At 37.6% G+C, this 26,877-nt stretch carries 28 protein-coding genes; 17 read left to right on the top strand and 11 right to left on the bottom strand.

The window, feature by feature from the left end:
- Nucleotides 1–74 precede the first annotated feature (74 nt).
- Nucleotides 75–1,478 carry a class II fumarate hydratase gene (gene fumC, locus R2800_06755; protein ID MEZ5016733.1) on the top strand — a complete coding sequence of 468 codons (1,404 nt, stop codon included), beginning with the start codon at nucleotides 75–77 and terminating at the stop codon, nucleotides 1,476–1,478.
- 48 nt (nucleotides 1,479–1,526) lie between these two features.
- Here fumC and prmC read toward each other — a convergent pair whose 3' ends face one another.
- Complete coding sequence (prmC, locus tag R2800_06750) at nucleotides 1,527–2,378, bottom strand: peptide chain release factor N(5)-glutamine methyltransferase (protein ID MEZ5016732.1); 852 nt, start codon at nucleotides 2,376–2,378, stop codon at nucleotides 1,527–1,529.
- Nucleotides 2,379–2,447: 69 nt separating this feature from the next.
- Here prmC and ribD point away from each other — a divergent pair, with 69 nt between their 5' ends.
- The 4 genes from ribD to queG are packed head-to-tail and all read left to right on the top strand — an operon-like array spanning nucleotide 2,448 to nucleotide 5,929.
- Nucleotides 2,448–3,521: a bifunctional diaminohydroxyphosphoribosylaminopyrimidine deaminase/5-amino-6-(5-phosphoribosylamino)uracil reductase RibD gene (gene ribD, locus R2800_06745; protein MEZ5016731.1), complete on the top strand. Its 1,074-nt coding sequence runs from the start codon at nucleotides 2,448–2,450 to the stop codon at nucleotides 3,519–3,521.
- Entirely contained in the window at nucleotides 3,521–4,399 is an 879-nt protein-coding gene (locus R2800_06740; protein MEZ5016730.1) for an EamA family transporter, read from the top strand. Before ribD ends, R2800_06740 begins: the two co-directional genes overlap by 1 nt.
- Nucleotides 4,392–4,997: a YigZ family protein gene (locus tag R2800_06735; protein ID MEZ5016729.1), complete on the top strand. Its 606-nt coding sequence runs from the start codon at nucleotides 4,392–4,394 to the stop codon at nucleotides 4,995–4,997. The genes R2800_06740 and R2800_06735 overlap by 8 nt, the downstream gene beginning before the upstream one ends.
- Nucleotides 4,997–5,929, top strand: a complete 933-nt coding sequence (gene queG / locus R2800_06730) for a tRNA epoxyqueuosine(34) reductase QueG (GenBank protein ID MEZ5016728.1) — start codon at nucleotides 4,997–4,999, stop codon at nucleotides 5,927–5,929. Before R2800_06735 ends, queG begins: the two co-directional genes overlap by 1 nt.
- 1 nt (nucleotide 5,930) lies before the next feature.
- Here the strand turns inward: queG and R2800_06725 are convergent, their stop codons facing one another.
- The 3 genes from R2800_06725 to R2800_06715 form a co-directional block, all read right to left on the bottom strand.
- Complete coding sequence (locus tag R2800_06725; GenBank protein ID MEZ5016727.1) at nucleotides 5,931–6,596, bottom strand: protein-L-isoaspartate(D-aspartate) O-methyltransferase; 666 nt, start codon at nucleotides 6,594–6,596, stop codon at nucleotides 5,931–5,933.
- A 60-nt stretch (nucleotides 6,597–6,656) separates the two neighbouring features.
- Nucleotides 6,657–7,232: a DUF5683 domain-containing protein gene (locus R2800_06720; GenBank protein ID MEZ5016726.1), complete on the bottom strand. Its 576-nt coding sequence runs from the start codon at nucleotides 7,230–7,232 to the stop codon at nucleotides 6,657–6,659.
- A gap of 107 nt (nucleotides 7,233–7,339) precedes the next feature.
- Entirely contained in the window at nucleotides 7,340–9,520 is a 2,181-nt protein-coding gene (locus R2800_06715; GenBank protein ID MEZ5016725.1) for a carboxy terminal-processing peptidase, read from the bottom strand.
- Nucleotides 9,521–9,676: 156 nt separating this feature from the next.
- Between R2800_06715 and lipB the strand changes: the two genes are divergently transcribed.
- Nucleotides 9,677–10,411 carry a lipoyl(octanoyl) transferase LipB gene (gene lipB / locus R2800_06710; GenBank protein MEZ5016724.1) on the top strand — a complete coding sequence of 245 codons (735 nt, stop codon included), beginning with the start codon at nucleotides 9,677–9,679 and terminating at the stop codon, nucleotides 10,409–10,411.
- On the opposite strand, the gene R2800_06705 is transcribed toward lipB, so the two are convergent.
- Nucleotides 10,401–11,192 carry a hypothetical protein gene (locus R2800_06705; GenBank protein MEZ5016723.1) on the bottom strand — a complete coding sequence of 264 codons (792 nt, stop codon included), beginning with the start codon at nucleotides 11,190–11,192 and terminating at the stop codon, nucleotides 10,401–10,403. The two genes, lipB and R2800_06705, sit on opposite strands and share 11 nt — an antisense overlap.
- Nucleotides 11,193–11,325: 133 nt before the next feature.
- Here R2800_06705 and R2800_06700 point away from each other — a divergent pair, with 133 nt between their 5' ends.
- A complete protein-coding gene (locus tag R2800_06700) occupies nucleotides 11,326–12,975 on the top strand; it encodes an amino acid permease (GenBank protein ID MEZ5016722.1) in 1,650 nt (549 codons plus the stop codon).
- Between the two features lie 162 nt (nucleotides 12,976–13,137).
- Nucleotides 13,138–14,544, top strand: a complete 1,407-nt coding sequence (lpdA, locus tag R2800_06695) for a dihydrolipoyl dehydrogenase (protein ID MEZ5016721.1) — start codon at nucleotides 13,138–13,140, stop codon at nucleotides 14,542–14,544.
- Between the two features lie 73 nt (nucleotides 14,545–14,617).
- Here lpdA and R2800_06690 read toward each other — a convergent pair whose 3' ends face one another.
- The 4 genes from R2800_06690 to R2800_06675 are packed head-to-tail and all read right to left on the bottom strand — an operon-like array spanning nucleotide 14,618 to nucleotide 16,411.
- On the bottom strand, nucleotides 14,618–15,283 hold the full coding sequence (locus tag R2800_06690; protein ID MEZ5016720.1) for a DUF2461 domain-containing protein: 666 nt from the start codon (nucleotides 15,281–15,283) through the stop codon (nucleotides 14,618–14,620).
- Between the two features lies 1 nt (nucleotide 15,284).
- Nucleotides 15,285–15,611 (bottom strand): hypothetical protein, encoded by a 327-nt coding sequence (locus R2800_06685; protein MEZ5016719.1) that lies wholly within the window; start codon nucleotides 15,609–15,611, stop codon nucleotides 15,285–15,287.
- Nucleotides 15,608–15,997, bottom strand: a complete 390-nt coding sequence (locus R2800_06680; protein ID MEZ5016718.1) for an MmcQ/YjbR family DNA-binding protein — start codon at nucleotides 15,995–15,997, stop codon at nucleotides 15,608–15,610. Before R2800_06680 ends, R2800_06685 begins: the two co-directional genes overlap by 4 nt.
- 48 nt (nucleotides 15,998–16,045) lie before the next feature.
- A complete protein-coding gene (locus tag R2800_06675; GenBank protein ID MEZ5016717.1) occupies nucleotides 16,046–16,411 on the bottom strand; it encodes a VOC family protein in 366 nt (121 codons plus the stop codon).
- Between the two features lie 162 nt (nucleotides 16,412–16,573).
- Between R2800_06675 and R2800_06670 the strand changes: the two genes are divergently transcribed.
- Nucleotides 16,574–18,046: a hypothetical protein gene (locus R2800_06670; GenBank protein ID MEZ5016716.1), complete on the top strand. Its 1,473-nt coding sequence runs from the start codon at nucleotides 16,574–16,576 to the stop codon at nucleotides 18,044–18,046.
- Nucleotides 18,047–18,094: 48 nt separating this feature from the next.
- On the opposite strand, the gene R2800_06665 is transcribed toward R2800_06670, so the two are convergent.
- The gene (locus R2800_06665; GenBank protein MEZ5016715.1) at nucleotides 18,095–19,669 is read right to left on the bottom strand and encodes a DUF1501 domain-containing protein; all 1,575 of its coding nucleotides are present in this window, start codon (nucleotides 19,667–19,669) and stop codon (nucleotides 18,095–18,097) included.
- 19 nt (nucleotides 19,670–19,688) lie between these two features.
- Nucleotides 19,689–21,422: a DUF1800 domain-containing protein gene (locus tag R2800_06660; GenBank protein ID MEZ5016714.1), complete on the bottom strand. Its 1,734-nt coding sequence runs from the start codon at nucleotides 21,420–21,422 to the stop codon at nucleotides 19,689–19,691.
- A gap of 168 nt (nucleotides 21,423–21,590) precedes the next feature.
- Between R2800_06660 and R2800_06655 the strand changes: the two genes are divergently transcribed.
- From R2800_06655 to R2800_06620, 8 genes are all read left to right on the top strand, one after another.
- Entirely contained in the window at nucleotides 21,591–22,628 is a 1,038-nt protein-coding gene (locus R2800_06655) for an acyltransferase (protein MEZ5016713.1), read from the top strand.
- Nucleotides 22,629–22,827: 199 nt separating this feature from the next.
- Nucleotides 22,828–23,232: a hotdog domain-containing protein gene (locus R2800_06650; protein ID MEZ5016712.1), complete on the top strand. Its 405-nt coding sequence runs from the start codon at nucleotides 22,828–22,830 to the stop codon at nucleotides 23,230–23,232.
- A gap of 134 nt (nucleotides 23,233–23,366) precedes the next feature.
- Nucleotides 23,367–23,957, top strand: a complete 591-nt coding sequence (locus R2800_06645) for an RNA polymerase sigma factor (protein ID MEZ5016711.1) — start codon at nucleotides 23,367–23,369, stop codon at nucleotides 23,955–23,957.
- Between the two features lie 28 nt (nucleotides 23,958–23,985).
- Nucleotides 23,986–24,288, top strand: coding sequence for a hypothetical protein (locus R2800_06640; GenBank protein MEZ5016710.1), 303 nt, complete (start codon nucleotides 23,986–23,988; stop codon nucleotides 24,286–24,288).
- Nucleotides 24,285–24,794: a periplasmic heavy metal sensor gene (locus R2800_06635; protein ID MEZ5016709.1), complete on the top strand. Its 510-nt coding sequence runs from the start codon at nucleotides 24,285–24,287 to the stop codon at nucleotides 24,792–24,794. Before R2800_06640 ends, R2800_06635 begins: the two co-directional genes overlap by 4 nt.
- 116 nt (nucleotides 24,795–24,910) lie before the next feature.
- A complete protein-coding gene (locus R2800_06630) occupies nucleotides 24,911–25,720 on the top strand; it encodes a YHYH protein (protein ID MEZ5016708.1) in 810 nt (269 codons plus the stop codon).
- A gap of 10 nt (nucleotides 25,721–25,730) precedes the next feature.
- Nucleotides 25,731–26,312 carry a toxin-antitoxin system YwqK family antitoxin gene (locus tag R2800_06625; protein MEZ5016707.1) on the top strand — a complete coding sequence of 194 codons (582 nt, stop codon included), beginning with the start codon at nucleotides 25,731–25,733 and terminating at the stop codon, nucleotides 26,310–26,312.
- Nucleotides 26,239–26,877, top strand: coding sequence for an SCO family protein (locus R2800_06620; GenBank protein ID MEZ5016706.1), 639 nt, complete (start codon nucleotides 26,239–26,241; stop codon nucleotides 26,875–26,877). The genes R2800_06625 and R2800_06620 overlap by 74 nt, the downstream gene beginning before the upstream one ends.

Genomic DNA, 26,877 nt, shown 5'->3' with positions numbered 1-26,877 from the left:
ATACTTCTTCGAGTATCGAGCAGCATTTAATATCTTTGCAGCGCTAAAATCTAGTTAATAATAAAAAACTATATATGGAATATCGTATAGAAAAAGATACAATGGGTGAGGTTCAGGTGCCTAAAGATGCTTATTATGGTGCGCAAACACAACGTTCTATCGAAAACTTCAAAATTGCAGTAGACACGAACAAGATGCCAATGGAAATTGTGCGTGGTTTTGCTTATTTGAAAAAAGCTGCTGCTTTGACAAATACCGACTGTGGTGTATTGCCTGCAGAAAAGTCAGCTTTGATCGCCAAAGTATGTGATGAGATATTGGAAGGCAAGTTGGATGACCAATTTCCACTAGTAGTATGGCAAACAGGTTCCGGTACACAATCGAACATGAACAATAACGAGGTAATAGCTTATCGTGCGCATGTATTGAATGGTGGTAGCCTTACCGATAAAGAAAAGTTTATTCACCCGAACGATGACGTGAATAAGTCTCAATCGTCTAACGATACATTCCCAACAGCAATGCATATTGCTGCTTATAAGATATTAATAGATATTACCATTCCTGGTATCAAGAAGCTACGTAATACTTTGGCTGCAAAGTCTAAAGAGTTTATGCATGTGGTGAAGATCGGTCGTACTCACTTTATGGATGCTACGCCATTGACATTGGGTCAAGAGTTGAGTGGTTATGTATCTCAACTAGATCATGGTTTAAAAGCTATCAATAATACATTGCCTCATCTTTCTGAATTAGCACTAGGTGGTACTGCCGTAGGTACAGGTATCAATACTCCTGAAGGATATTCTGAAAAAGTAGCTGCTAAGATCGCTGAGCTTACAGGTTTGCCTTTTATTACAGCAGAAAATAAGTTTGAAAGTCTTGCTGCGCACGATGCAATAGTAGAAGCGCATGGTGCGTTGAAAACTGTAGCTGTTAGCTTAATGAAGATAGCTAATGATATTCGTATGCTAAGCTCTGGTCCTCGTAGTGGTATCGGTGAAATATCAATACCAAGTAATGAGCCTGGTTCTTCAATCATGCCGGGTAAAGTGAATCCTACACAGTGTGAAGCATTGACTATGATCGCTGCGCAGGTATTGGGTAATGATGTAGCTATTAACGTTGGTGGTGCTAACGGTCATTTTGAACTGAACGTATTTAAGCCAATGATGATATACAACTTCCTTCACAGTGCAAGATTGATAGGTGATGGTTGTGTGGCGTTTAACGATAAGTGCGCTGTTGGTATTGAGCCGATCACAGAAAATATCAAGAACCACTTGAATAATTCATTGATGTTGGTGACTTCTTTAAATACTAAGATAGGTTACTACAAAGCAGCTGAAATAGCACAAACTGCGCATAGAGAAGGTAAAACTTTGAAAGAAACAGCTATAGCATTAGGTTATGTAACTGCCGAAGAGTTTGATGAGTGGGTAAGACCTGAAGATATGGTAGGTGAACTCCCTTCTTAAAATATTCTAACTAGTTATGAAGCCTCTGCAAATGCAGGGGCTTTTTTATTACTGTGCTTTTAGTATACGTAAGTTCCCATGCATGTCTTTTTTTATAGTCACATGCTTATAGCCCATCTCTAAGAATAGCTGCTCTGTTGCTAGGGCATGGTCGGCATGTAGCTCACAGTATATGGCTCCTTGAGGAGTTAAGTATTTTTGACCAAATATTGCAATTGCACGATAGAATAACAATGGGTCATTATTAGGCACAAACAAGGCAACCTCAGGTTCAAAGTCTTTTACATTACTATCCATCTGCTCTTTATACTCAACAGGGATGTATGGAGGGTTGGATACGATTATATCATAGGTTTTAAGTGTTGCCTGCTTTATTTCGTCTAAAAAGTCTAGTAACATAAAGTTGACGTCGGTATTGAGCGCAGCAGCATTTTGTTGTGCTGTAGATAAAGCTCCTTCACTCACATCGCAGCTATTTACGTTAGCTTGAGGCAATAACTGCTTTAGGGAAATAGGTATACATCCACTACCTGTGCCAATATCTAAAATAGTTATGTCCTGCTTGTTTTTCCAATCATCTGCTATTAGTTGTACAAGTTCTTCTGTTTCAGGTCTTGGTATGAGAACATTTGAGTTGACAATATACTTGTGTCCCATAAACCAGGTATGACCTATTACATATTGCATGGGTATACCTGTAAGAAGCTGTTTAGAACACTTAGTATATGCTGCTTCTTGTTCTATGGTAAAATGTTCTTCTTTTTTAGTAAGGCGCTGCAATTTGTTGTAACCCGTAATGTGTTCCATGATCTCATGGGCAATAAAGCTAGCTTCACCATCATTATAGATGGTCAATAAGCTCTCTTTCAGGCTATTATATGCTGCGAGTAGTGTTTGCACTATGCAAATATAATCTACTCTATGGTTTGCTAGAGGTATGCTTGGCTTTAGTTACTTTTGTGCTCAATAATGCAAATACAGGAGCAATATATAAAGCGTTGTCTAGAGCTTGCAAAGCAGGGTAAGGGGTGTGTAGCACCCAATCCTATGGTAGGTGCAGTGCTGGTGTACAATGACCGTATAATAGGAGAGGGCTGGCACCAGCAGTATGGACAAGCACATGCAGAGGTGAATTGTTTAGCAAGTGTAAAAGAGGAGGATAAAGGCTTAATTTCTCAAAGTACGATGTATGTTAGTCTAGAACCTTGTGCACATCATGGCAATACGCCACCTTGTGCTGAAAGACTGGTTGCGGAATCTGTAAAAAAAGTAGTGGTGTGCAATATTGACCCCAATCCCAAAGTGAATGGTGGTGGTGTAAAGATATTAGAGCAAGCTGGCGTGGAAGTCGTGTCAAGAGTATTGGAAGAAGAAGGGTTGTGGTTGAACAGGAGGTTTTTTACCGCTATGGAAAAGAAGGTGCCTTATGTGATATTGAAGTGGGCGCAGACGCGAAGCGGTTTTATTGCTCCTGCTGATTATACCCGCACGCAAATAACAGGTGCATCAAGCATGGAATTGGTTCACAAATGGAGAACGGAGGAGCAGGCAATACTGGTAGGCTACAATACGGCATTACATGATAATCCCAGCCTTACAGCGAGGTTATGGAAGGGGAAGGATCCATTGCGTATAGTTATCGATAAAGATTTGTCACTCCCTCAATCGCATAAGCTATTTGACAGTAAGACTAAAACCTGGGTGATAAACTGTGAGCAAGAAGAAGAGAAAGGCAATTTGATTTATAAAAAAATAGAGGAAGGTAGTGACCTGCCCAAGGTGATTTGCCAACTATTAGTAAAGGAAGGAATCCAATCTTTAATAGTAGAAGGAGGTGCAAAACTGCTAAATCAATTTATTGAAACAGGATTATGGCATGAAGCAAGAGTGTTTGTGGGGAATGATAATATATCGGATGGGATAAAAGCTCCACAGTTACGAAATGAAAAGCGACTATATACTACAAGCATTGGTGAAGATCGCTTAACCGTATCCGCAAATATTGATAATCCATTTGTCTACAGGGAGGGGTGGAGCTTGTAATGTTTTACTTAATAGCTGTTATTCTTCTTAATGTTTTTTTGTTTACACTGTTCAAACTTTTTCCTAAGTATGGTGTAAATAATCTACAGGCAATAGTTGTCAATTATTGGGTGTGTGTTGTTACAGGAAGTCTGTATTTAGGACATTTGCCTATTTCTGCTAAAAGCGTTGAAGAGCCATGGTGGGGGTGGGTTTTGTTTTTGGGTGTCTTGTTTATTTCTATGTTCAACCTCTTGGCCTATAGCACTAAGAAGGAAGGGATAACGACTACTATTATTTCCAACAAGTTGTCACTGGTTATACCCGTTATTATATCTATTGTATTGTATAACGAAAGTGTAACTGCGTTGAAGATTGTAGGTGTACTGTTAGCTATTCCCGGTATCTACTTGACTGTAAAAAAGAAAGGAGAGCGCATTGGATTATCAAAAAGTTTTGTACTTCCCTTGTCTATCTTTTTTCTAAGTGGTGCGCTTGATACGATCATGAAGTATATGGAACATACTTATCTTAGTCATGCTTCCATACAAGCCTCTTTTACTATTCATATATTTTTCATGGCTGCCATGTTAGGTAGTGTAGCTGTGGTATATAATGTTGTGACGGGTAGAACTAAGTTGAGTTATAAAAACGTACTAGCAGGTATTGTTTTGGGAGTGCCCAATTTCTTTTCCATATTCTATTTGGTTCGTTTGTTTAATGTTGATGTATTAGAGAGCTCGGCAATAATACCTGTAAATAATATTGCTATTTTATTGTTGTCTACTATTATCGCCATCATATTTTTTAAAGAAGAGTTTACCAAGTATAGGTTTGTAGGTATTCTTTTATCTGCATTGTCTATCTTGTTAATAGTATTGTCAAATACTTATGGATAGTGTTACAAAATATAAAACTATAGAGGCTCCTACTACAGGGGAGTTTAGAGATAGAGGGAGTAAGTTTTTTGCCTTTGCTTATCCTGTAAATACTGTTGAAGAAATAAAAGAGAAAGTAAAAGAACTAAAGAAAGAGCACCCTAAAGCAGTACACCATTGTGTAGCCTACAGGCTGGGTACTGATGGTAATATTTATAAGGCGGCTGATGATGGCGAACCTTCTGGTAGTGCAGGTAAGCCCATGCTTGGGCAGATAGATAGTTCGGAGGTGACTAATGTATTGGTTGTGGTGGTTCGGTATTTTGGTGGTTCTTTGTTAGGTGTGCCGGGACTGATCAATGCTTACAAAACAGCAACGGCAGAAGCATTACAAGTCGCAACAATAATAGAAAAATGGATTGAGAAAAAGGTAGAATTGGATTTTGACTACCCGCTTATGGGTGAGGTGTTGTATATTTTGAAGCAAGGTGAAGCAACTATATATAAACAAGATTTGCAGTTGTTTTGCAATGTGATTGCAGGTGTGCCATTGGCTTTTTATGACGAGGCTGTAGGGAAGTTGTCTCAAATGCATGGTGTGAAACTTAAAGAACTGTAGTGTTGAATAACATAGGCAAATACACAATGCTTATAAAGCAAGAAGCTCAACGGTTGGGCTTTGATAGTTGTGGTATTGCCAAAGCTATACCTCTTGATGAAGATGCAAGACGTTTAGAAGAATGGTTGAAGAATGGGCATCATGGTGCTATGAAGTACATGGAAAATCATTTTGACCTCCGTACCAATCCCGCTAAACTAGTGCCTGGTGCAAAATCAGTAATTACATTATTACTCAACTATTATCCAGAACAAAAACAAAGTAATGATGCACCTAAAATAGCGAAGTATGCATGGGGTATAGATTATCATTTTGTAATAAGGGATAAGTTAAATCAGTTACTCGCATTTATTAAAGAAAATATTGGCGAAGTAGAAGGGCGAGGTTTTGTAGATAGTGCTCCTGTATTGGAGCGTAGCTGGGCGCAGAGAAGTGGGCTGGGGTGGATAGGTAAAAACGCGAATTTAATCACCAAGCAGTCGGGTTCTTTTTTCTTCATTGCAACCTTGATAAGCGATCTGGAACTGGAAGAAGACGCACCTTTCCAAACTGATCACTGTGGTACTTGTACGAGATGTCTTGACGCTTGCCCTACCGATGCTATAGTATCACCAACCGAAGTAGATGGAAGTAAGTGCATCTCTTATTTTACTATTGAGCTTAAAGATGCGCTGATACCAACAGAGTATCATAGTAAAATGAAAGATTGGATGTTTGGCTGCGATATCTGTCAAGATGTATGCCCTTGGAATAGATTCTCAAAGCCACATCATGAACCTTATTTTGAGCCTGTAAGGGAAGTGTTAGACCTGTCTCTTGCAGAGTGGCAGCAAATGACAGAAGATACTTTTAGAAAAGTCTTTAAAAAATCACCACTAAAGAGAACTAAATATGTAGGGATTCAAAGAAACCTTAATGCGATAAAAAAGTAGGCTATTTATTTTTGCCCTCTAGCATTGGCACAAAGTCTGCTTTGCCCATTACTTCTTCTTTTACATTGCCGTCAGCATCTTTAGTTACCCTTATCATCTCCTGACCTTTGTCATCGCCAACAGGTATTATCATAATACCTCCATTCTTTAATTGCTCAACAAGTTTTGGAGGGATATATGGAGCTGCCGCAGTTACTATTACTTTGTCGAAAGGTGCATACGTAGGAAGGCCTAGGTAACCATCTCCGTAGAAACGCTTTAGGTAAGGGTAGTTATTAATAAAGAAAAAGTCGTTGACAAAGTCGTAGAGCGCTTTTTGACGCTCAATAGAGTATACCATAGCACCTAGCTCGGCAAGTACACACGCTTGGTAAGCACTACCTGTACCTACTTCCAGTACCTTGTCATATTTTTTTATTTCCAGTAGCTGAGATTGTAATGCTACAGTATATGGTTGAGATATGGTTTGGTCGGCAACAATAGGAAATGCCCTGTCTTCATAGGCAATACGTTCGAATGCTGGGTCTAAGAAAAAATGTCTTGGGATAGTATTTATTGCGGCTAAAACCTGTTCGCTTTTGATACCTTTTTCTCTAAGTAGGTCTACAAGTTTGCTTCTCAGTCCCTTGTGTTTGTAATTGTCTTCTTTTGGTTTGCTATGGAGCATATTGTAAAGTTAAACTTGCTATAGCTTAAATGAAAGTAAGCGCAAGAATATAATATTTCATTACTTAAAGTTAACGACTAACCCTGCACCTATATAGTTGGGTTGTATTACGGGTTGCATTTGCATAGATATGCTAGGAGATACGTCAAAGTTTCTTAGGTGAGCAGATGCTACGGCATCTAATATTTGCAAGCTGTAGCCTACTGCTGTAACTAATACAGTTATGTCTAAGTACCCTCTGAAGCCATCTTGTAAAGACTTTAGATCCTGCTCGCTATATCTACCTGCAAACTCATCTACCGTACTAGGGTCATTATCTATACGGTAAATGTAAGCTTTACGGTAGGTGCGGTATTGGCTTAAGTTAGATTGTATAAAATAGCCAGCTGCGGCAACTCCAGCATACACTATGGGTAGCTTCCAGTATTGACGATTATATATTTGGCCAAGTCCCGGCATGATAGAAGAATACATGCCTGCCTTTTTAGGGTTGGGTACAAACTCTTTTTTACTAAGCTTAAGTGTTGTGTCGGGTTTTATTGCTACAATACTAGTTGTACTGTCACTTTGCGCACTAGCTATCGACGGTATTGATAGTAGTGTTACTAGAACAATATGGAAGTAATAATGTCGCAATATTTGCTTTTTGAGTGCAAAGTTAATTGAATAACCCGTAAATATACACCTTAAAAGAAAAGCCCTACAATTGCAGGGCTTTTCTTTTATATAGTTTATATATTTAATTAGTCTATGGCTTTCCCTTCGCCAAGGCTAACATTCATGTTAAGTTGCTTCATGTCATTAATGATATTGACTGTTTCTGCTATGTAGATATCCTTGCTTAGGTTCTTTATCCAAGTTTCATTTTTAGAAATAGTATTGCTGTCAAGATTTATCTTTTGTAAATCTTCTTTTATGTTTACTACATCCAGTTTTTTGCTCATTTCTTCCAGCTTATCCATACGCTCTACGGCTTCGTTTGCCTCTTTAAGTTCAGCTTTATAATCTGTCTCGTTAAGTGCATATGTTTTGTCGTCTTGCTGTGCTTTTATTCTATCTGCTGTTTTTTCTATTATTTCAAAAGCTTCACTTTTGCTAATACGCTCTTTGCTTTTGCGGGCAAGTTGTTTTACAGGAACAGGGTTGGCTACTGTAACGTAGTCAGCCGAAGGTATTACATCCCATTTAAGTGCAGACTCATTGCTGCGCTCTCCAACATCAATATGTTGGTAAGCATCAGGTAGTATGATGTCCGGAGTTACTCCTTTAAGTTGTGTAGATCCACCATTGATACGGTAAAACTTCTGTACTGTAAGTTTTAAGGATCCTAGTTTTTCTTCAGATAGTAAATTGCCCTTTGTTTTTGCTGTGATCTTGTCAGAGACACTTAAAAACTGATCCAAGGACATGATATGTTGTACCGTACCTTTACCAAATGTAGGTGTGCCCACAATGATAGCACGCTTATAATCTTGTAATGCAGCTGCCATTATCTCAGAAGCAGAAGCGCTACCTTGATTGACCATTATAGCAAGTGGCCCATCGTAGATAGAGCCAGCTTGTCTGTCTTCATAGGTAGATGGTGGTGCGCCATTACTTTTAACTTGAACAATAGGGCCTTTGTCGATAAATATACCTGTCATTTCAACAACATCGCTTAGTGAGCCGCCTCCATTATTTCTTAGGTCTAATATAATGCCGTCTACTCCTGAGTTTTTCAGTTTAAGTACTTCTATAGCTACGTCTTCCGCACACCTACGGCCATTTATTCTTTGAAAATCTGCATAGAAGGATGGTAGGTATATATAGCCTATAGACTCGTCTTTGCCTGTTTTTATAATAGCAGATTTGGCAAAACCTTCTTCTAGCAATACCTCATCTCTTATAATAGGTATTACTTTAATAGCACCATTTACTTTCTTAACAGTAAGTCTTACTTCTGTGCCCTTTTTTCCTCTTATGATCTCTACAGCATCTTGTAAATCGTAACCTCTTACATCTACAGGCTCTTCTTCTCCTTGTGCTACTTTAATTATTTCATCTCCTGCTTTTAGTTCTCCTTGTTTCCAGCAGGGACTACCAGGTATTATTAGCGTGATCTTTATACTGCCCTCACTTTCTTGAAGCTGTGCACCAATACCGTAGAAGGTACCTGACATTGCTATATCAAATTGTTTTTTATCTCTAGGAGGGAAGTAATCAGTATGAGGGTCTTCGTTGTTGGTAATTGTATTGATAAATACAGTAAAAAGTCTGTCTTCATCAAGCTTTTTTAAACGCTTGAAATAACGTTCTTGGCTTTTTTCTATTAGTTCTCTGGCTTCTTTTTCCAGCTCTGCATCTGTTTTTACAACTTTAAGGCTTGTGTCTTTGTCCTTAACTCTTTTCTCTTGTTCTTCTTTTAAGTCAACGTATCTGCTCAATGTTCTGAATTTCAGATAATTTGTCCAGCGTTTTTTTAAAGCAGCGTTATCACTAACAAATTTTAGATCATCTCCACTCAGTGTTATTTCTTCTTTTTTAGAAAAGTCAAAAGGTTTACTTAGAATCTCAGGGTAGTATTTTTCAACTTCATTTATTTGTTGGTTGTAAAGTTGGTTCAATACCGTGAAGAATTTTATAGAGCCAGCTTTTATTTGGTCGTCAATTAAAAATTGGTACTCACTAAGTGTGTTGATCTCTTTTTGTGTGAAAAACTTTTTCTCATAATCTAACATGGATAGGTTTTTCTTATAGATTTTCAACGATAGGCTGTCGTCAATATCTCTTGCTGCAAAGTGCTTTTTTTCTAATGCACTTATTACTGTTTGTAATACAAGTTGTTTCCGCTCTTTAGCTTCTTCGTCAGACTTTACATATTTGAAAGAAAAGAAAGAAGCAAGGGCAAGTAGTATTAATGATGGTATTAGAATCTTATTTCTCATGAAACGCAACATATTCATACAATTGTTTAACTGTAAAACAAATGTAACCCATTTGCTGTTAAAAAAACGCTAATCACCAGCCATATATAGGGGATAATTATGGTGATATTTAGCTGCTAAATTTTGGTTGCTTATTTTTGCCTATTATCATTTTGTATGCAGGATATCTATTTTCAAGATTTAGGGGGTATTGAATACGGAGCCGCTTGGGACTTTCAGGAAACGCTAATGAAAGCAGGGCTTGAGGTAAAGGCAAAGAGGTTTAAAAAAGAAGAGGAGGATTCGGCTGAGGATACAAAGCATTATTTCCTTTTTTGTGAGCACCCGCATGTCTATACATTAGGTAAAAGTGGAGATAAAGAGAACCTCTTGGTCAATGATGCAAGGATGAAGGAGTTGGATGCGACGTTTTATAAAACAAATAGAGGAGGGGATATTACATATCATGGCCCAGGGCAAATTGTAGGTTATCCGATACTTGATCTGGAGAAATACTTTACGGATCTAGGGAAATATATGAGGAGCTTAGAAGAAGTTATCATTCGTACCATAGCCCACTATGGTATAAAAGGAGGAAGGCTTGAAGGAGCTACAGGGGTGTGGATAGATGAAGAGGATGTTTCAAAGGCTCGTAAGATATGTGCCATGGGAGTGCGTAGTAGCAGATGGATAACCATGCATGGCTTTGCACTTAATGTGAATACTGATATGCGTTATTTTGACAATATTGTGCCTTGCGGTATTAAGGATAAAAAGGTGACTTCTATAGAGCAGGAGCTAGGTAAAAAAGTAGACTTTGAAGAAGTGAAGCAGTTGCTGTTAAAGGAGTTTAGCCAATTGTTTGATGCTAAACTGATCAATAAAGAGTTACTTCACATTGCTAGTAAATAGTAATGTGCCCTTCTTCTATTACCTCTCTATTTTTTATTAGTATAAATTTATAGACTCCTTTATTCCTAAAGTTTCTTTTATCTATTATTACTTGCTTCTCCGAAAATCGTGGAATATCAAGTACTTCTACATCATCGATATTGAAAAACTTCAATGAATAAAGCAAAACACCTTCTTCTTGAGGTAGCTCTATATTTACATGACCTGTAAAAGGGTTAGTAAAAACGTATTGAGACTTGATATAGGTAAATTGGTTGATCTCGTCAGGTTCAGGTATCTCTATTGATAAATTAGCGATCAATTGTTCTCTTTCATTTTCCGGAGCATTTTCATCGGGGTTGCTGATAGTGCTTGTTTCCATTTTGATGTTTGTCGCATATTGCTGCAAGGAGTCGTTTGGGGGTATAACACTTTTGCTCAATAGGGTAGCACTGTCAATCTCAATTTTGATACGATTACTATACCATGTAAGGTCTGAAGCAAAAACGATATATAGCCTATACCAGTTGGTCCCAATTTCAGGATGCCCATCTATATAGGCTTGAGGTCCTTTTTTCTTGTTTTTGACATAGCCTATTGTAGCATAGCTATACACGCTGTCAGAAGAGCGTTGTACTGCAATGGATTTTATACCATCGTATTGGCATGTCCAGCTAAGTATATTGATACCCTTATCAGATGCGCCAATGATGTCCGGTAAAACAGGTTGGGCGTAAGCGCTTGTGGCTAAACAACATAAAGCGGTTACAGTCACTAATGATATAAGTACAGACCTAAACATTTTCCAAACCTACTTTAAAAAAATAGATTTTCAACATAGGCATTTTCAACATTTGTGCACAAGTGCGCTTCTCTACTTGTACAAACCATATTTTATAATTAGGTTTGAAAATACATTTTCCGACATATACACTATGGGTTTATTTAAAGTGAAACCACTTGATCTGCTACTTCAGGAAGCAGCGGATTCTGAAAAAGGTTTAAAAAAGACATTAACTGCACGTTCGTTAGTTGCCTTAGGTATAGGAGCTATCATTGGTGCAGGTTTATTTTCTATCACCGGTTTGGCTGCGGCTAACCATGCAGGACCAAGTATTACCATATCATTTGTCATAGCAGCTGTAGGTTGCGCATTTGCCGGCTTGTGTTATGCAGAGTTCTCTTCCATGATACCAATTGCGGGTAGTGCTTACACCTACTCTTTTGCTACGATGGGAGAGTTTATAGCATGGATCATCGGTTGGGATCTGGTTTTGGAATATGCAGTGGGAGCAGCAACCGTTTCTATTAGTTGGTCTCGTTACTTGGTAAAATATCTTAGTTATTTCAATATTGACTTAGGGCAATCCTTTACTTCCTCCCCCTATGAGGGCGGAATAATAAACCTGCCAGCCGTCTTTATTGTAATGTTGATGTCTTTTATACTCATGCGAGGTACAAAAGAGTCAGCCTTTATCAATGGTATTATTGTATTGATCAAGGTATCTATCGTGCTTATTTTCATTGCTTTAGGTTGGCAATACATCAATCCTAGCAACCTTACTCCTTATATTCCTGAGAATACTGGTGAGTTTGGCTCGTTTGGTTTTAGTGGTATTATTCGTTCTGCAGCTATTGTATTCTTCGCATATATAGGCTTCGATGCTGTATCTACAGCAGCACAGGAGGCTAAGAATCCTAAAAAGGATATGCCAATAGGTATCTTGGTATCTCTTGCCATTTGTACGGTACTTTATATTCTTTTTGCTCATGTTATGACAGGGGTTGCTAATTATCAACTCTTTAAAGGTCAGGATGGTATTGCTCCTGTAGCTGTTGCTATTGATAATATGGGGTCTATTGGTGCTGATGGAAATGTAGTTCCTGATTTCCCATGGTTGAATAAGGCTATTATTCTTGCAATATTGGGTGGTTATGCATCCGTGATCATGGTTATGTTAATGGGGCAGTCTCGCGTATTCTTCTCTATGAGTAGAGACGGGCTAGTACCTAAAGTGTTCTCTGAAGTGCATGATAAATACCGTACGCCTGCTAGGAATAACTTTATGTTCATGCTATTGGTGAGTGTGTTCGCAGCATTTGTGCCAGCTACAGTTGTTGGTGAGATGACAAGTATTGGTACTCTTTTCGCATTCATACTAGTATGTATAGGTGTTATTATTATGCGTAAGAATCAACCAGATGCTCCTAGGGCATTTAAAACTCCATTAGTGCCATTAGTGCCAATACTAGGTGTATTTACTTGTTTATTCATGATGGTATTTTTACCATTAGATACTTGGATACGTTTAATAGCTTGGATGATGATAGGTTTCGATCTATACTTATTCTATGGTATGAGACATAGCCGTCTTAATAAGGAGGGATTCTCTAGAAGAAGCTTTAAAACAGTAGCTTATACAGGTATGGGTATGGTTGCAGGCTTAGTGGTAGTAGCTTTCCTTCACTATAGAAGCATTGGTGAGATGGATCCGTTATTTTACTTCTCTATCATATTTGCATTAGTGCATGTATTGATATATGCTGTAGGTGCAAGACAGTATAATAAAATTACTAATAAGTAAGAGTAGAAGATATCTAATATGTTTTAATAAAAGCCCCTGCATATGCGGGGGCTTTTATTTGTCTATTATCTAAGGAGGCTATATTATAATCTATTCGATAAATTGGCTACATTTGCAAGCTGTATTTCAACAGTTAATCTAACAACAAAATTTATACTTACTATGGCATATGATGTTATCGTAATTGGTAGTGGCCCCGGAGGATATGTAGCGGCTATCCGTGCGTCTCAACTAGGTTATAAAACAGCTATTGTAGAGCGCGAAAATTTAGGTGGTATATGCCTTAACTGGGGTTGTATTCCAACTAAAGCATTATTGAAGTCTGCTCAAGTTTTAGAATATATCAGCCATGCGCAAGACTATGGTATTACTGTAGGCGATGCAAAAGCTGATTTTGCAGCAATGATTCAACGTAGTCGTGGTGTTGCAGATAAAATGAGTAAGGGTATCCAGTTCCTTATGAAGAAGAACAAGATCGATGTTATCAACGGTTTTGGTAAAATAAATGGTAAAAAGGAAGTTGTAGTAACGGGTACTGACGGTAAGGCTACAGCATATGCTGCTAAGCATATTGTTTTGGCTACAGGTGGTCGCGCACGTCAATTACCAAACTTACCGATAGATGGTAAGAAAGTAATTGGTTATCGTGAGGCTATGACATTGCCTACTCAACCTAAATCAATGATCGTTGTTGGTTCAGGAGCTATAGGTGTTGAGTTTGCTTATTACTACAATAGTGTAGGTACTGATGTTACTATCGTAGAGTTTATGCCTAAGATAGTGCCGGTAGAAGATGAGGATATCTCTAGAGAATTGGCTAAACAATACAAGAAGAAGGGTATTAATATTATGACCAACTCTTCTGTAGAGAAAGTAGATATTAGCGGTAAAACAGTGAAAGCAACAGTTAAGACAGCTAAAGGTGAAGAGATATTGGAAGCTGATGTTGTACTTAGTGCGGTAGGTGTTGCAGCGAATATTGAGAATATTGGTTTAGAAGAAGCAGGCGTTAAAACTGAGAAAGGTAAAGTAATGGTGGATGACTACTACAAAACAAATGTAGATGGTGTTTATGCTATTGGTGATATCGTTCCTGGTCAGGCATTGGCTCACGTGGCTATGAAAGAGGCAGTTATCTGTATCGAGGCTATTGCGAACAAGGAAGGTAAATTCAACCATGTTCCTGAAGTATTAGATTATAACAACGTACCGGGTTGTACTTATTGTTCTCCAGAAATTGCTTCTGTAGGTATGACAGAGAAGCAAGCTAAAGATGCAGGTCTTGAAATAAAAGTAGGTAAGTTCCCATTCTCTGCATCGGGTAAAGCAAGTGCTGCAGGTGCACCTGAAGGTTTTGTAAAAGTGATCTTTGATGCTAAATATGGTGAGTGGCTAGGTACGCATATGATAGGTGCTAATGTAACTGAGATCATTGCGCAAACTGTTTCTAGCCGTAAGTTAGAGACTACTTATCATGAGCAGATCGATACTATCTTCCCTCACCCAACAATGAGTGAAGCAGTAAAAGATGCTATTGAGGTAGCACTTGGTGAAGCAATACACTTATAAGAATTATAAGAACTGAAATAGACAAAGGCTACTCATTGAGTAGCCTTTGTTGTATAATGGATATTGGATTATTTTATTCTGCGGCACGGTTCAAGAAATCATCAAAAGGTTTCATTGCTTTAAATACCGTTGCCGAATGGTTTAAGAAATCCGGAGACGTCACTAGCTTGTCAGGGCATTCATTTGATGCAAGATAGCTCTTATAGCGTAGCAAGTCTATTTCAGGATGATCTTTTGGGTAGCCTTTAGGGGCTGTTTTTAATTGCTCTCCTCTTATCTCTCCAAAATATTTTTTGAAACTAGCGCTATTGATGATCTTTTTAAACTCTTTAGTGTTGTAGTCTATCTCCTGGCGTATGTTCCCGATCCAAGGGCTAGGGGGGAGGTAGGCGCCTCCAGCTAAGAAACTGTTGCCGGGTTGTATTTGTATGTAGTAGCCTGCACGATCGTGTATTTTACTTGGGCTACTGGATAAATGAGCCCCCATGTTAATTTTATAAGGGTCTTTATTTGCAGAAAAGCGCACATCTCTATATATACGGAAGATGGTTTTCTTAGGTGTTAGCTCACCTATAGGAGCGTCAAATTTGGCAATCTTTTTTATCAGCTCACTTATAAATTCTTCAAACTCTCCCTTAGCATCTTCGTAGCGTTTTTTATTGTCGTTAAACCATTCTCTGTTATTGTTGTTCTTTAGGTCTTTCAAGAACTTAAAAGTGGTATTGCTTATTGTTGACATATTACTTCAATGTTTTAGTGAAAGTTAACGATAGTTCTGTTAAATATTCCCAAGTATTACTTTCTTCTTTATCTACAATATACCATCCCTTTAGCGGCGGTTTCTTTTTAAAAGGACTTAGAGGTCTATATTTGTTTAGTCTTACTTTTTTTGGGTCAAAGTTTTCTCCCAGTCGAAACCCCATAGCATCTTCTTTAGTGTAGAAAGCAAAGACCTTATCCTTGTACTTAAGTCCAGGAGCACTCATCATTTTGCCCAAATGTACATCAGGGTCAGCCATAGAGTGTTTATTCACAAGGCTCATGAATAAAGATTCAGCTTTGTTCATTTTAAATTCTTTTGCAACTCTTCTCGAGTTTTTTTAGGTAAGCTCGCTACAACAATATTGTAAGAATGATCTATGAGTTCTTTTATGAAGCTATCTCTTAGTCCATGGTTGAGATAAACAGAATTCCAATGTTTTTTATTCATGTGCCATCCCGGTTGTATGGCTTCGTATTCCTCTCTAAGTTCTACCGCACGTTCTGGGTCACATTTTAGATTGATGAAATGAAAAGGAGGGATTTCTTCTTTGCCCATTTTCATTTCCATTACATTGGCTAAGGCAAATAGTTTGCCTGCTACTTTTATCCAAGCCGAGGTGCCGTCAAAAGGGTAATCCTCTGTAGTGGCAGGTTTGGAAAGGCAATATGTTCTAAATGATTCAAAGGTCATATTTCAAAAATAATAAAGGAGGGTTGTAACTCCCTCCTTTAAATAAAATTAACTCATTGAGTGAAGGGCTACTTTGTTGCCTTCGGTATCATTGAACATTGCAATAAAGCCATTTTCACCTATTGCTGTTTTAGGCATTATAACTGTTCCTCCAGCACTCTCTATTTTTGAAAGTGGCGTACTAAGGTCCTCGCCTCCGTTAAGATATACAAGAGCCCCGTCTTTACTTGGTTTAGCATTTTCAGATTGTAGTAAACATCCTCCAACACCATTGTCTTTTGTAGGGAAGAAAGCTAAAGTGTCACCATTCATTTCCATTTTTTGCATTTCGATGTTCAAAACTGCAGAATAGAATTTGATAGCACGCTCTAAATTTACTGCAGGTAGTTCGAACCAGTTGATTGCGTTTGACATAGTAATTGTTTTTTTTATTTAGTGATTATCTATAATGCAAACATATTGATATGGTATTAATAAAAAACCTAAAAATGCTTAAAAACGTAGGTTTCTAAAATCTGTATTTTTTAATTTATATACTGTTTTAAGTACTTTTATATAGAAATTTATATATTTCTAATGGTTAAAAATGAAGAGCTTTTTGTATTAATAAAGTCGCTCACCCGTTCTGAAAAGAGGTATTTTAAACTTGAAGCTACAAAGCAGAAAGGCAGTGCTAATTATTTATTACTCTTTGATGCTATAGAAAAACAAGAGCTATATGATGAAAAGGCTATAAAGAAGCTGTTTGCTGATAAAGCATTTATAAAACAGCTGCATGTTACTAAAAACTATTTAAGAGAACAGATATTAAGTAGCCTTAGGAGTTTTCATAGTAGGTTGTCGAAAGATGCAGAGCTAAAAGAGCTATTGCGTAATACAGAGATACTATTTCATAAAGAATTATATCAGCTATGTAGGGTAGAGTTAGTAAAAGCAGAACGGCTGGCAGAGAAGTATGAATTGATAACAGGAGCCACAGAGATAATAGGTTGGAAAAGAAAGCTTAGACAAGCATTGCAGCCACACGATTTCCCAACATTTATAACCTTGGCCAAGGAACAGGAGAAGAAAATTGCCTTGTTGCAAGAGTCTAATGCATATTGGCAAAATATTGTAGTGAATACTTGGCAAATGATAGGCTCGCAATATCCAAGAGGGAAGTATAAAATACTTCCGTTGCCAAAAGATCCTAATACTTTGGAAAATAAAGTGCTGGCAAGCAATATTAGTTATATAAAAGAGGTAGTAGGGCGAAGGCAAGATAAAGCACAAAAGCAGTTGTATAGCCTGATAGCACTATTGGAAGAATACCCACACAGGTTAAAAGAAGATCCTTCTGTTTATGTTTCTACTATTAATAATTTAGCTAGTTATCTAGTCTTCCAAAAAAAGGATAAGGAAGTTCTTGTATTGCTTAACAAGGCAAAAAACGTGTATAGTACCCTTGAATTAAAAACGGAGAACAAGAGCCTGTTAAAACAGATATTAAGAACATATAATTTAGAGCTGGAGCTATATAGAGACAATATTGGTAAGTCTGACTATACGATAGATTTCATTGTGTCGACAGAAAAGTTTATAGAAGCTAATAGAAACAAAGTCCCTAAAGATTACCTGTTGTCCTTATGGTTTCAGTTGGCGCATATAAGATTTCTAAATCATGATTTTGATAATGCTCTAAAGTGGCTAAATAGCATATTGAATGCAAAGTTTGGTAGTACAAGGCAAGACTTGCAAGTGCAAGCAAGAATGCTGAATTTGATAGTGCATTTCGAACAGAAGAACTTTTTTGTGTTGCGTTACTTTGTGAGTAGTACTAAGCGTTTTCTAAAGAAAGTAAAATTCATAGAGCCTTTTGAAAATGAGCTGTTTAAGTTTTTCGCAAAACTTTCTAATGCCCCTGAGTACGAGTATGAAAAATTATTCAAAGATATTTATGTTGTATTATTTCCTGAAAAGAAAGATAGCATGGTGCCTAATGAAACACTTGATTATATAGATTATAAAAAATGGATGGAAGGCTACATTAAGAAAAAGAAAAGGATATAGTTTATTAGCTATATCCTTTTCTGGGAATATGTACACCTGCCTCTAGCCTTAGTCTACTATAACAAGCTTTTTAGTGCTGTTAGTTTTACCGTTTGTAAGACGGTAGAAATAGTTTCCAGCAGGTAGGTTGTCTCTGTTTATTGTTACTTGGTGTTTGCCACGTTCCATTTGCTTCTGTAGAATGGTTTTTACTTTTCTGCCATTTACATCAAACAACTGTATTGTTGTTAGGCCTCCTTCCGATCCAAATTCAATAGTGGTATGTCTGCTAAACGGATTTGGATAGTTTTGGTGCAAGCTGTCATTAGCTCCAGCAATTGTAGTTTGCTCGATGTTGTTTACTTTCTTGAATACTGGTTGAACTTTGAAATTCTTTAATAGAATGTCGTCCATTGTCTGTTGAGATACTTGGAACCAGTCAGCTAATACCGCGGCATATACTTCTCTAAAGTCATGCTGCATTTCAAGGTTGTCAAAAACACTCGCATTGCCTGGGAGCTTAGGACTGCTACCAATAATACCTGGATTGACATGGTGACTAAACACCATAACAGGAGCAGCAACACCATGGTCTGTTCCTCCGCTAGCATTTGATTTTATTCTTCTGCCAAACTCAGAGAACGTCATGGCGGCAACGCGTTCTTCAATATCAAGTATCTTACAATCATCGAAGAAAGCAGCGATAGATTCAGATAGAGACTCTAGTAAGTTGGCATGATTACCAATAGTAGTATCTGTTGCGTCTGTTTGCAGTGAGTGAGTATCAAAGCCTCCAAGGTTTACTACGTATATTGGAGTTTTTAGACCACCTGCTATAAGGCGGGCTACTATCTTTAATTGTTCTGCAAATCGGTCACCAACAGGATATTTGGTTGATTTGTTGGTGGCTTTTTGTGCTGCTTTTGCTATTACATTTGTGTACGTTTGTGTTTGTTGAGATATGTATCTAACAAAAGTAAGCTCATGACCTGCAGGTGTGTTAGGTGCAGGTGTTACAGTACCATTAACTATGTTGTAAAAGCTATCAATATTATTAATAGCCATACCCATGTTATAGTTAGAGCCTTGTAGCGCAGGAGATGTACTTGATCCTACTTGTATCGCTAACGGGTCTGGCATTGAAGCGTTCGGGTAGCCAGTTGGGAAACCAGCATAATCCTTCTCAAGGTAGCGACCAAGCCATCCTGAATTCAAGTATTGTTTTGAATCAGACCCCGTCAACCAAATGTCCGTAGCACGAAAGTGAGAGAAGTTAGGATCAGGGTAGCTCACACCTTGAACAATATTGACTAAGTTATTGTTATACATATCCTGTACACCAGTCATAGCAGGGTGAAGGCCTGTAGTAGTTGTATTAGCCAAGCTAAGCACCTTGTTTTGCGGTATAAGTATGTTGCTACGCGCATTAGAAAGCTCGCTATATTTATCTAGTGGTATAACTGTGTTTAGTCCGTCATTACCACCATTAAGCTGAATAAGTATCAATACACGACCGTTAACGCTGGTTTGCTTACCCAATAGGTCTAATAGCGGATTGGATGCAAATGTATTGATAGGCATGCCGTTTATCATATAGGCCATACCTGCCAGCTGTGTCATTTTTAAAAAATCTCTGCGTTTCATTATTGGCAGTTTTGTTGGATTAACACAATTGATGTTCAGGGAGACGGGTTAGCTCTATTAATAAGCCATTTAGTCTCGATTTTACAATATTTGTATTGGCAGTATTAGGGTTACCTATATAAGCAGACCATGCATTTGTCCAATAGTAATCAGATGTTTGTCCTGATAGTAAAGTGGATTGCTTAAGGGCTATTTTATTTTGACTGGAAATTGGTAAACCTAACAATAAGCTAGAGAAGTAATCTATAAGCAAGTTAGGATCTCCGGGACTATAGAATTTTTTAGCAAACTCCATTGGGTCTACTTTTATGGCAGTTCCCGTTCCATACGAGAAGCCCGACCCTAACATCATATCTGTAAATATGAGCCTTCTTGGTAGTGTTGTGGAGTTTATCCAAGTTTCATAATACTCAGGTGTTTGATAGAATGCTGGCCAACCTGCCACATTTGGTGGCTCATTGGGTTCCATGTTTAGTAAAGAGGTGTAGTATCTTAGGTAATGATGTATTTTGTATGTCTTCTCCGTGCCAAAGTTTACAGGCAACTTTACGTCAAAGGTTCTGAATGTACCCATTACATAATCAAGCGGGGTTTTGATATAACATGCTTGGCTCAGTACATCAAAGAAATGCTCACTCTTTAACAGTTTGGTTAATATTGGCTTTATCTCAAAGTTGTTGAACATGAGATCTTGAGCCAGAGGTGTAATTATATCAGCTTCCGTGTTACTATCTATAACATAGTATACAAAGTACCGGTATAGCTTGCGCACAATAAATCGAGCAACTTCTTGTTTTTGAAATATCATGTCAATAAGCTCATCGGTTTCTTTAGCACCGTCTGTACCTGTTTTCCCAAATATCACTTTGTTGCCAAAGAAAGAAGAGAATTGCTTATTGGTAGTATCGTGCGCACTAGAGCTAAAATAGCTTGTAAGGGTAGTGTAGTTATTCCTCCAGCCTGTTAATACTTTAGCTGCAGCCTTTATGTCATTTTCAGAATATATAGGCTTGTAGTCTTTGCCCAAAGTAAAGAGCTCCATAAGTTCACGTGCATAGTTCTCATCTGGGGCGGTCTTTGTATTATAATGACCATTGAGGTAACGAAGCATTGCTGTGTCTTTGGTTACTTCTTTTACCAAAGTCTGAAAATTGCCTAAAGCGTGTTGCCTTAATAAGGCATTATGCCTATACATGAACTGGGCATACGTAACAACAACGCCTTCCGTTGCAAAATGGTTATGCCAAAACATCACCATTTTCTCCTGAATAGATCTATCAACATTGATCATTCTGTTGATCCACCAAGATTTGAAAGAATAGCGACGATGAGAGTTTAAAGTTCCTTGGTTAACAACTGTTGTTTTGTAAGGAGCATTTACCCAGGTTTGTTCATACTTAACACCGTGTGGGTCGTTGATCGTATTCTCGTAGTTGTTTACGGGAGGAGCTGGTGCTGTAGTAGAAACATTAAGTAGTTCATCTACGGCATCGTTCATGTTCTTCTTCTCAAAATACAGTACGTCCTCGTATTTCGGTCCAAATGTAGTTCTACGTAATAAGTGTATGATTTCCTTTTTTGTCCAAGGACCAGTATAAGGAGTAAGAGTAGAGGTTGTTTTGTTTAACCCTCTAGGTATTTCTTTGTTCGCATATTTTTTAAAGACGGCGTCTTCTTTGTTGTCTTTAGCCTCTAAGGATACTTGACTGTCAACAACTTCTTCAAAAAATTCGCGACGGTTTACTTTTCCCATAACCGTATTTTTATAATAAGACTTTGTGAGACCAAAATGGTTTAACTAAAATTAATATTCTTATTCAATATTATATCTTTTTTAATCTGTTTTTAACCCGCGGTTAAACACGGGTTAGGCTACTTATAAACTTGTAGATTAGAAGATAATTTAGTCCTTTTGTACGGAATGAATGTTCAGATAAAATCACTAACGGCAACTAGAGTAATTGCTGCGTTATTAATTGTTGTTTTTCACTATGGGAAGGAATTGCCGCCTTTTAGTAACTATATCCATTTTTTTCAACAGGCAAATATTGCAGTAAGCTATTTCTTCGTTCTTTCAGGTTTTGTCATGTTCTACTCTTATAGAAACAGGAAAGTGTTTTTCAAGAGTTTTATAATTAAAAGGATTGCCAGAATAGTCCCTGTGTATTACTTAGGGTTGATCTTAGCGGTATTGACCCTCGTTATTGATCATTACTATTACAATGGAAATTCTATTTCTAGCTTTTTCAGAGGTATTATATTGAATGCAGGTTTTATTCAGTCTTACTTTCCTAAGTATGCCTTATCCATAAATGTACCTGCATGGTCACTATCTGTAGAGATGTTGTTTTATCTCATGTTTCCTTTGTTCTTGCATTTTGCTCAAAGGAATAAGAAAGGGTTTGTTTTTTTTGTTATCAGCTTTTTTATTGTTTCTCAAATAGTACATCATCTTATGGTCAAGCTATTGCTGCCAGCTAATACGCTAGAGCATGCACATAGTCTTGTGTACTATAATCCGGTTTTTCATCTCAATCAATTCTTGCTCGGGATGTTGGGTGTTTATGTATATGATAAGTTTAAGACAGAGAATGTTAGGGTTTCTCCTTTAATGGCTTTTCTAAGTATTGTCATGCTACTTTATTTTCCACGCTCTGTAAGCATACATAATGGTTTACTAGCACCACTTTTTCTATTGTTGATAGTAGTAGTAGCCATAAAGGAACCTTGGTTTTTAAGGAGTAGAGTTATGGTGTTTTTAGGAGAGATAAGTTATAGTATATACATACTGCAAGTGCCGATATATTATTATACAAGCAAGTGGAATGAGGAATATTTGAATCTTGATAAGGTGAGCTTTTTTTATTTGTACATCGTAGTTCTGCTATTAGTCTCTGCAATTAGCTATAAGTACGTAGAAAAACCACTACGCAAAAAAATATCTTCCTATGCTAAATAAAAGTTTAGAATTGTAACACAAAACTATATATCTTTGCGCCGTGCAAAACACACATAAACATATCTCTTGTTGGAATAAACGTCGTTGTAAAACGAGGGGTATCGTGTCATGCATATAAATTAAAACTTTAAAGTGATTTATAAATAGATAGCCCCTCAGAGTTCTGAGGGGCTTTTTTTATGCTTAATAAAATAATGTCATGAAGCTGATTAACAAGAAGATCTGTATGGGTAAGGACATAGGTATACACGGCAATATGTTTGGAGGTATACTGATGGCTTGGATCGATGAAGCTGCTGCTGCATTTGCAACTGAGTATTGCTATACCCCCAATATGGTAACCCTGAAAGTAGGTGAGTTGTTTTTTAAACGCCCTATAAAGGTGGGGAATCATATTAGGGTGTATGGTGAAGTGGCACATTTAGGCAATACCTCTATCACCCTAAATATTGATGTGAGAAAACACAATTTATATAGTGGTGAAGAAACTATTGTTTGTACTACAAATATCACCTTTGTACGCATAGATGACGATGGCAACCCCACGGCTATTGGGGATAGTGTCAAGAAAAGGCACGAAGAGCAAATGCTAGCTGTTGCTTAATAGCAGTTTTGATGAGCGAGTTGAGTGGTGTTGTTTTTGCCACTCTTCTTGTTTGTTTTCTGGTGTCCTTTCTATCTCTATTTTTTAAGATGGTGAGAATAGTTAAAGTATTGCGGTAGCTTATATTTTATATCTTGGCGGCAATAATGCAGGCAGAAGAGCTGATATATAGAATCGCCAATAAAGATAGATTAGCCTTTAAAGAGTTGTATGAGCTGTTTAAGGATAAGGTCTACAATACCTGCATCTCTTATATGCAGGATAGCAGTGAAGCAGAAGAGGTAACTCAAGATGTTTTTCTGGAAGTATATAATTCAGCTAATAGCTTTATTGGGAAATCCACAGTGTCTACATGGATATATCGTATATCTGTCAATAAATGTATTGATAGGATAAGATATCAAAACAGGCAAAAAAGAAGAGGGTTTATAGCAAGTATATTTAATAAAGATACAGGGGAGCTAGAACATGATCCCGCAGGGTTTGAACATCCGGGAGTCGTGTATGAGCATAAGGAAAATGCCGCGGTGCTATTTAATGCTATAAAGCAACTGCCTGACAATCAAAAAACTGCATTCATATTAAAGCAAATAGAAGGGCTGTCTCAAATAGAGGTAGCAGAGATAATGGACTTATCTCAAAAGGCAGTAGAATCGCTTCTGCAACGTGCAAAAAGCAATTTGAGAAAACTATTGAAAGATTTTTATGATTCGACGAAGGATTAATTATAAAACCTCGTCTAAATAGGTGTGTATGAAAAAGGATATACAAGAGCAACGAATAGAGGATATACTCAATAGTATAGATGGGGTGCAAAGGGCTGCTGCACCTGATACTTTATTTGATGCTATTGAACAACGAATAGATAATAATACAAAACGTATAATACCTCTTAGAACAGTGGTAGCGGTAGCGGCAAGTATATTACTCTTGCTATCTGTGAATGTTTATTTGATTATGAATACTACTAAAGAACAAAGCTTGTCTAAGGGAGATATGAATTCTGTTATTAAATATTACGAATTAGAAGAACAACGTGTAAATATTGGAATATGAAGAAAGAGAACTTTTACACTATTATCATTGTAGCATTACTTTTACTAAACTTAGGCACACTTGGCTATTTGTGGACAGAAAGAAGACAGCCACAGCAAGTGCATATGCCTCCCCACCAAGGGCAAGAAGCACCGCTTAGGTTCATGGCAGATGAATTGGGTATGAGCGATGACCAATTTAGAAACCTGAGAACCCTTGCCCGCAAACATGGGCGATCTTTAGATTCTATTCAACAACGTATCAATGATGCAAGAACAAGCTTATACCTTCTGGCTAAGGATAGTGTTTTAGATACCGTGAAAAGAAATGAATATCTAAAAGAGGTAGAAGCCAATGAGTCGGCAAAACATATGATAACACTAGCGCATTTTCATGATATAAGAGCTATGCTTACAGAGGAGCAGCAAGATAAATTCAACGTTTTTGTTGAAGATATGGCAAGGCATATGGCTGCACCAAGACAAGCACCCAGAGGGCATAAAGGTCCACCACCTCCGTTGCATTGATAAGTTAAAGAAAATATAAAGAGAGCTAAAAAGGCTCTCTTTTTTTATTCGTGCCGAAGGAAATAAATAATGCTATTCGTCAAAACAGAAAGAGTAACCTTAAAATGTTTAACGATATGAAAAAGGCAATTATGTTTCCAGTTATGGCAATAGCATTAAGTCTACTAGCATTAGTAGCTTGCAATAAAACAGAGGAGAATAGTGTAGTTCCGTCAACAAATGCTACAAGTACAGTGGATGATCCAACAGATAATAACCCAACTATAAGTGGGGGAGTGCCCGATGTTTATAAAAAGATATATGGTGCTACTAATATCTCTATTGATGGTGACTATGTAGTAATTACATGCAATGGTCTGCCAGATCATAAAAGTCCTTACTATCAGGGAACACAATGGGATGCTGCCATGTATGAAGCATATAATGGAAGCAATAGCGCTTTTCATTTAAATCCCAACCGAATTAGCCAAGCAAACTTGGTGTTTAGAATACCGCTTAATCCTACGGAGGCATCTGCTAAACGTTCTACCCCGATGGGGCCTATGGGTGTGTCTCTTAATGGTGTTCCGTTTTATAATCAATATGCAGCTGGTGGAGCACCGCTAACAGGTGAGATAAATAGTTTTGACCAATATAATGGGCACCCACAACAAATGGGTGGGTATCACTATCATATAGAGCCTTTGTTTTTAACTGCTAATCATGGCAAAGAAGGATTGATGGGATTTTTACTAGATGGTTTCCCTGTATATGGTCCAGAGGAGAATGGGCAAACTGTAGTAAGCAGCTCGTTAGATGCGTATCACGGTCATAGTCATGCAACAGCCGACTACCCTGATGGTATTTATCACTATCATTTATCAGCAGATGCTCCTTACTTAAATGGTGATGGCTTTTTTGGCAATGCAGGAACTGTAGCTCAATAAAATTGTAACAATGAAAAATACTATAACCATACTTGTATTGTTTTTTCTAGCTGCATGTGTACAAAAGCCGTCTGTTGATAGCCGAGTATGGTTTAATAGTAAGGATATTAGTATTAAAGTGAAAGACGGTATTAGTTATGTAAGTGGAGAAAAGTTTACAGGGATAATTTACAGTCTGTATGATAATGGTGATACCGTTTTTGTTTACCCATATAATAATGGGAAGCTAGATGGAGTGGTGAAAGTATGGTATGATAATGGGCAATTACAAGAACAAAGAGGTTATGTAGCAGGTAGGAGAGAAGGAATGCAAAAAGGATGGTATATGGACGGTACTGTTAAATATATAGCTGGCTATAAGGAGAATATGTATCATGGGCAAGTGCAGGAGTGGTTCCCTAACGGTCAGCTTTATAGGGTGTTTAACTATGTGAACGGACAGGAAGAAGGAATGCAAAAGATGTATTGGGATAATGGAGAGTTGAGAGCTAATTATGAATCAAAAAATGGAAGAAAGTATGGGCTTACGGGAATTAAAAATTGTGCCACTCCTTGGAGTGATAGCCTTAAGCGTTTGTTTGCAGGCATGTAGTAGTAAGGAAGTGAAAGTTCCTTACTACAATACGGCTGACCTTACACCTACATGGCAGAATAGTGCAGAGGTGCATAAAGTTCAAGATTTTAGCTTTACCAACCAGGAAGGAGAGGAGGTGACCAACGATGCTTTTGAGCATAAAGTGTATGTGGCCAACTTTTTCTTTACCACATGCCCTGGTATATGCCCTAAGATGAATGCCAATATGAAAACTGTTGTTGAGAAGTATAGAAGCAATGATGCTGTGAAGTTTATTTCCCATTCGGTAACGCCATATATAGATAGTGTGCCTAAACTAAAAGAGTATGCTGATATGCATGGCATAAATAGTAAACAATGGCATTTAGTAACAGGTAGCAAAGGCGATATTTATAGGTTGGCAAGGCAGTCCTATTTTGCGGAGAATGAAATAGGGTTTAATGCTGATAGTACTGAGTTTTTACACACAGAACGTTTTGTGCTAGTAGATAAAAACAAGCAGATAAGAGGTGTGTATAATGGTACAGTAAGCTTAGAAATGGAGCGTCTTGTTACTGATATAGATCTGCTCTTAAAGGAATAG

Origin of the sequence: Flavipsychrobacter sp., assembly GCA_041392855.1 — a bacterium.
Classification (GTDB): domain Bacteria; phylum Bacteroidota; class Bacteroidia; order Chitinophagales; family Chitinophagaceae; genus UBA5543.
This window is presented reverse-complemented; position numbering and strand designations above follow the sequence as displayed.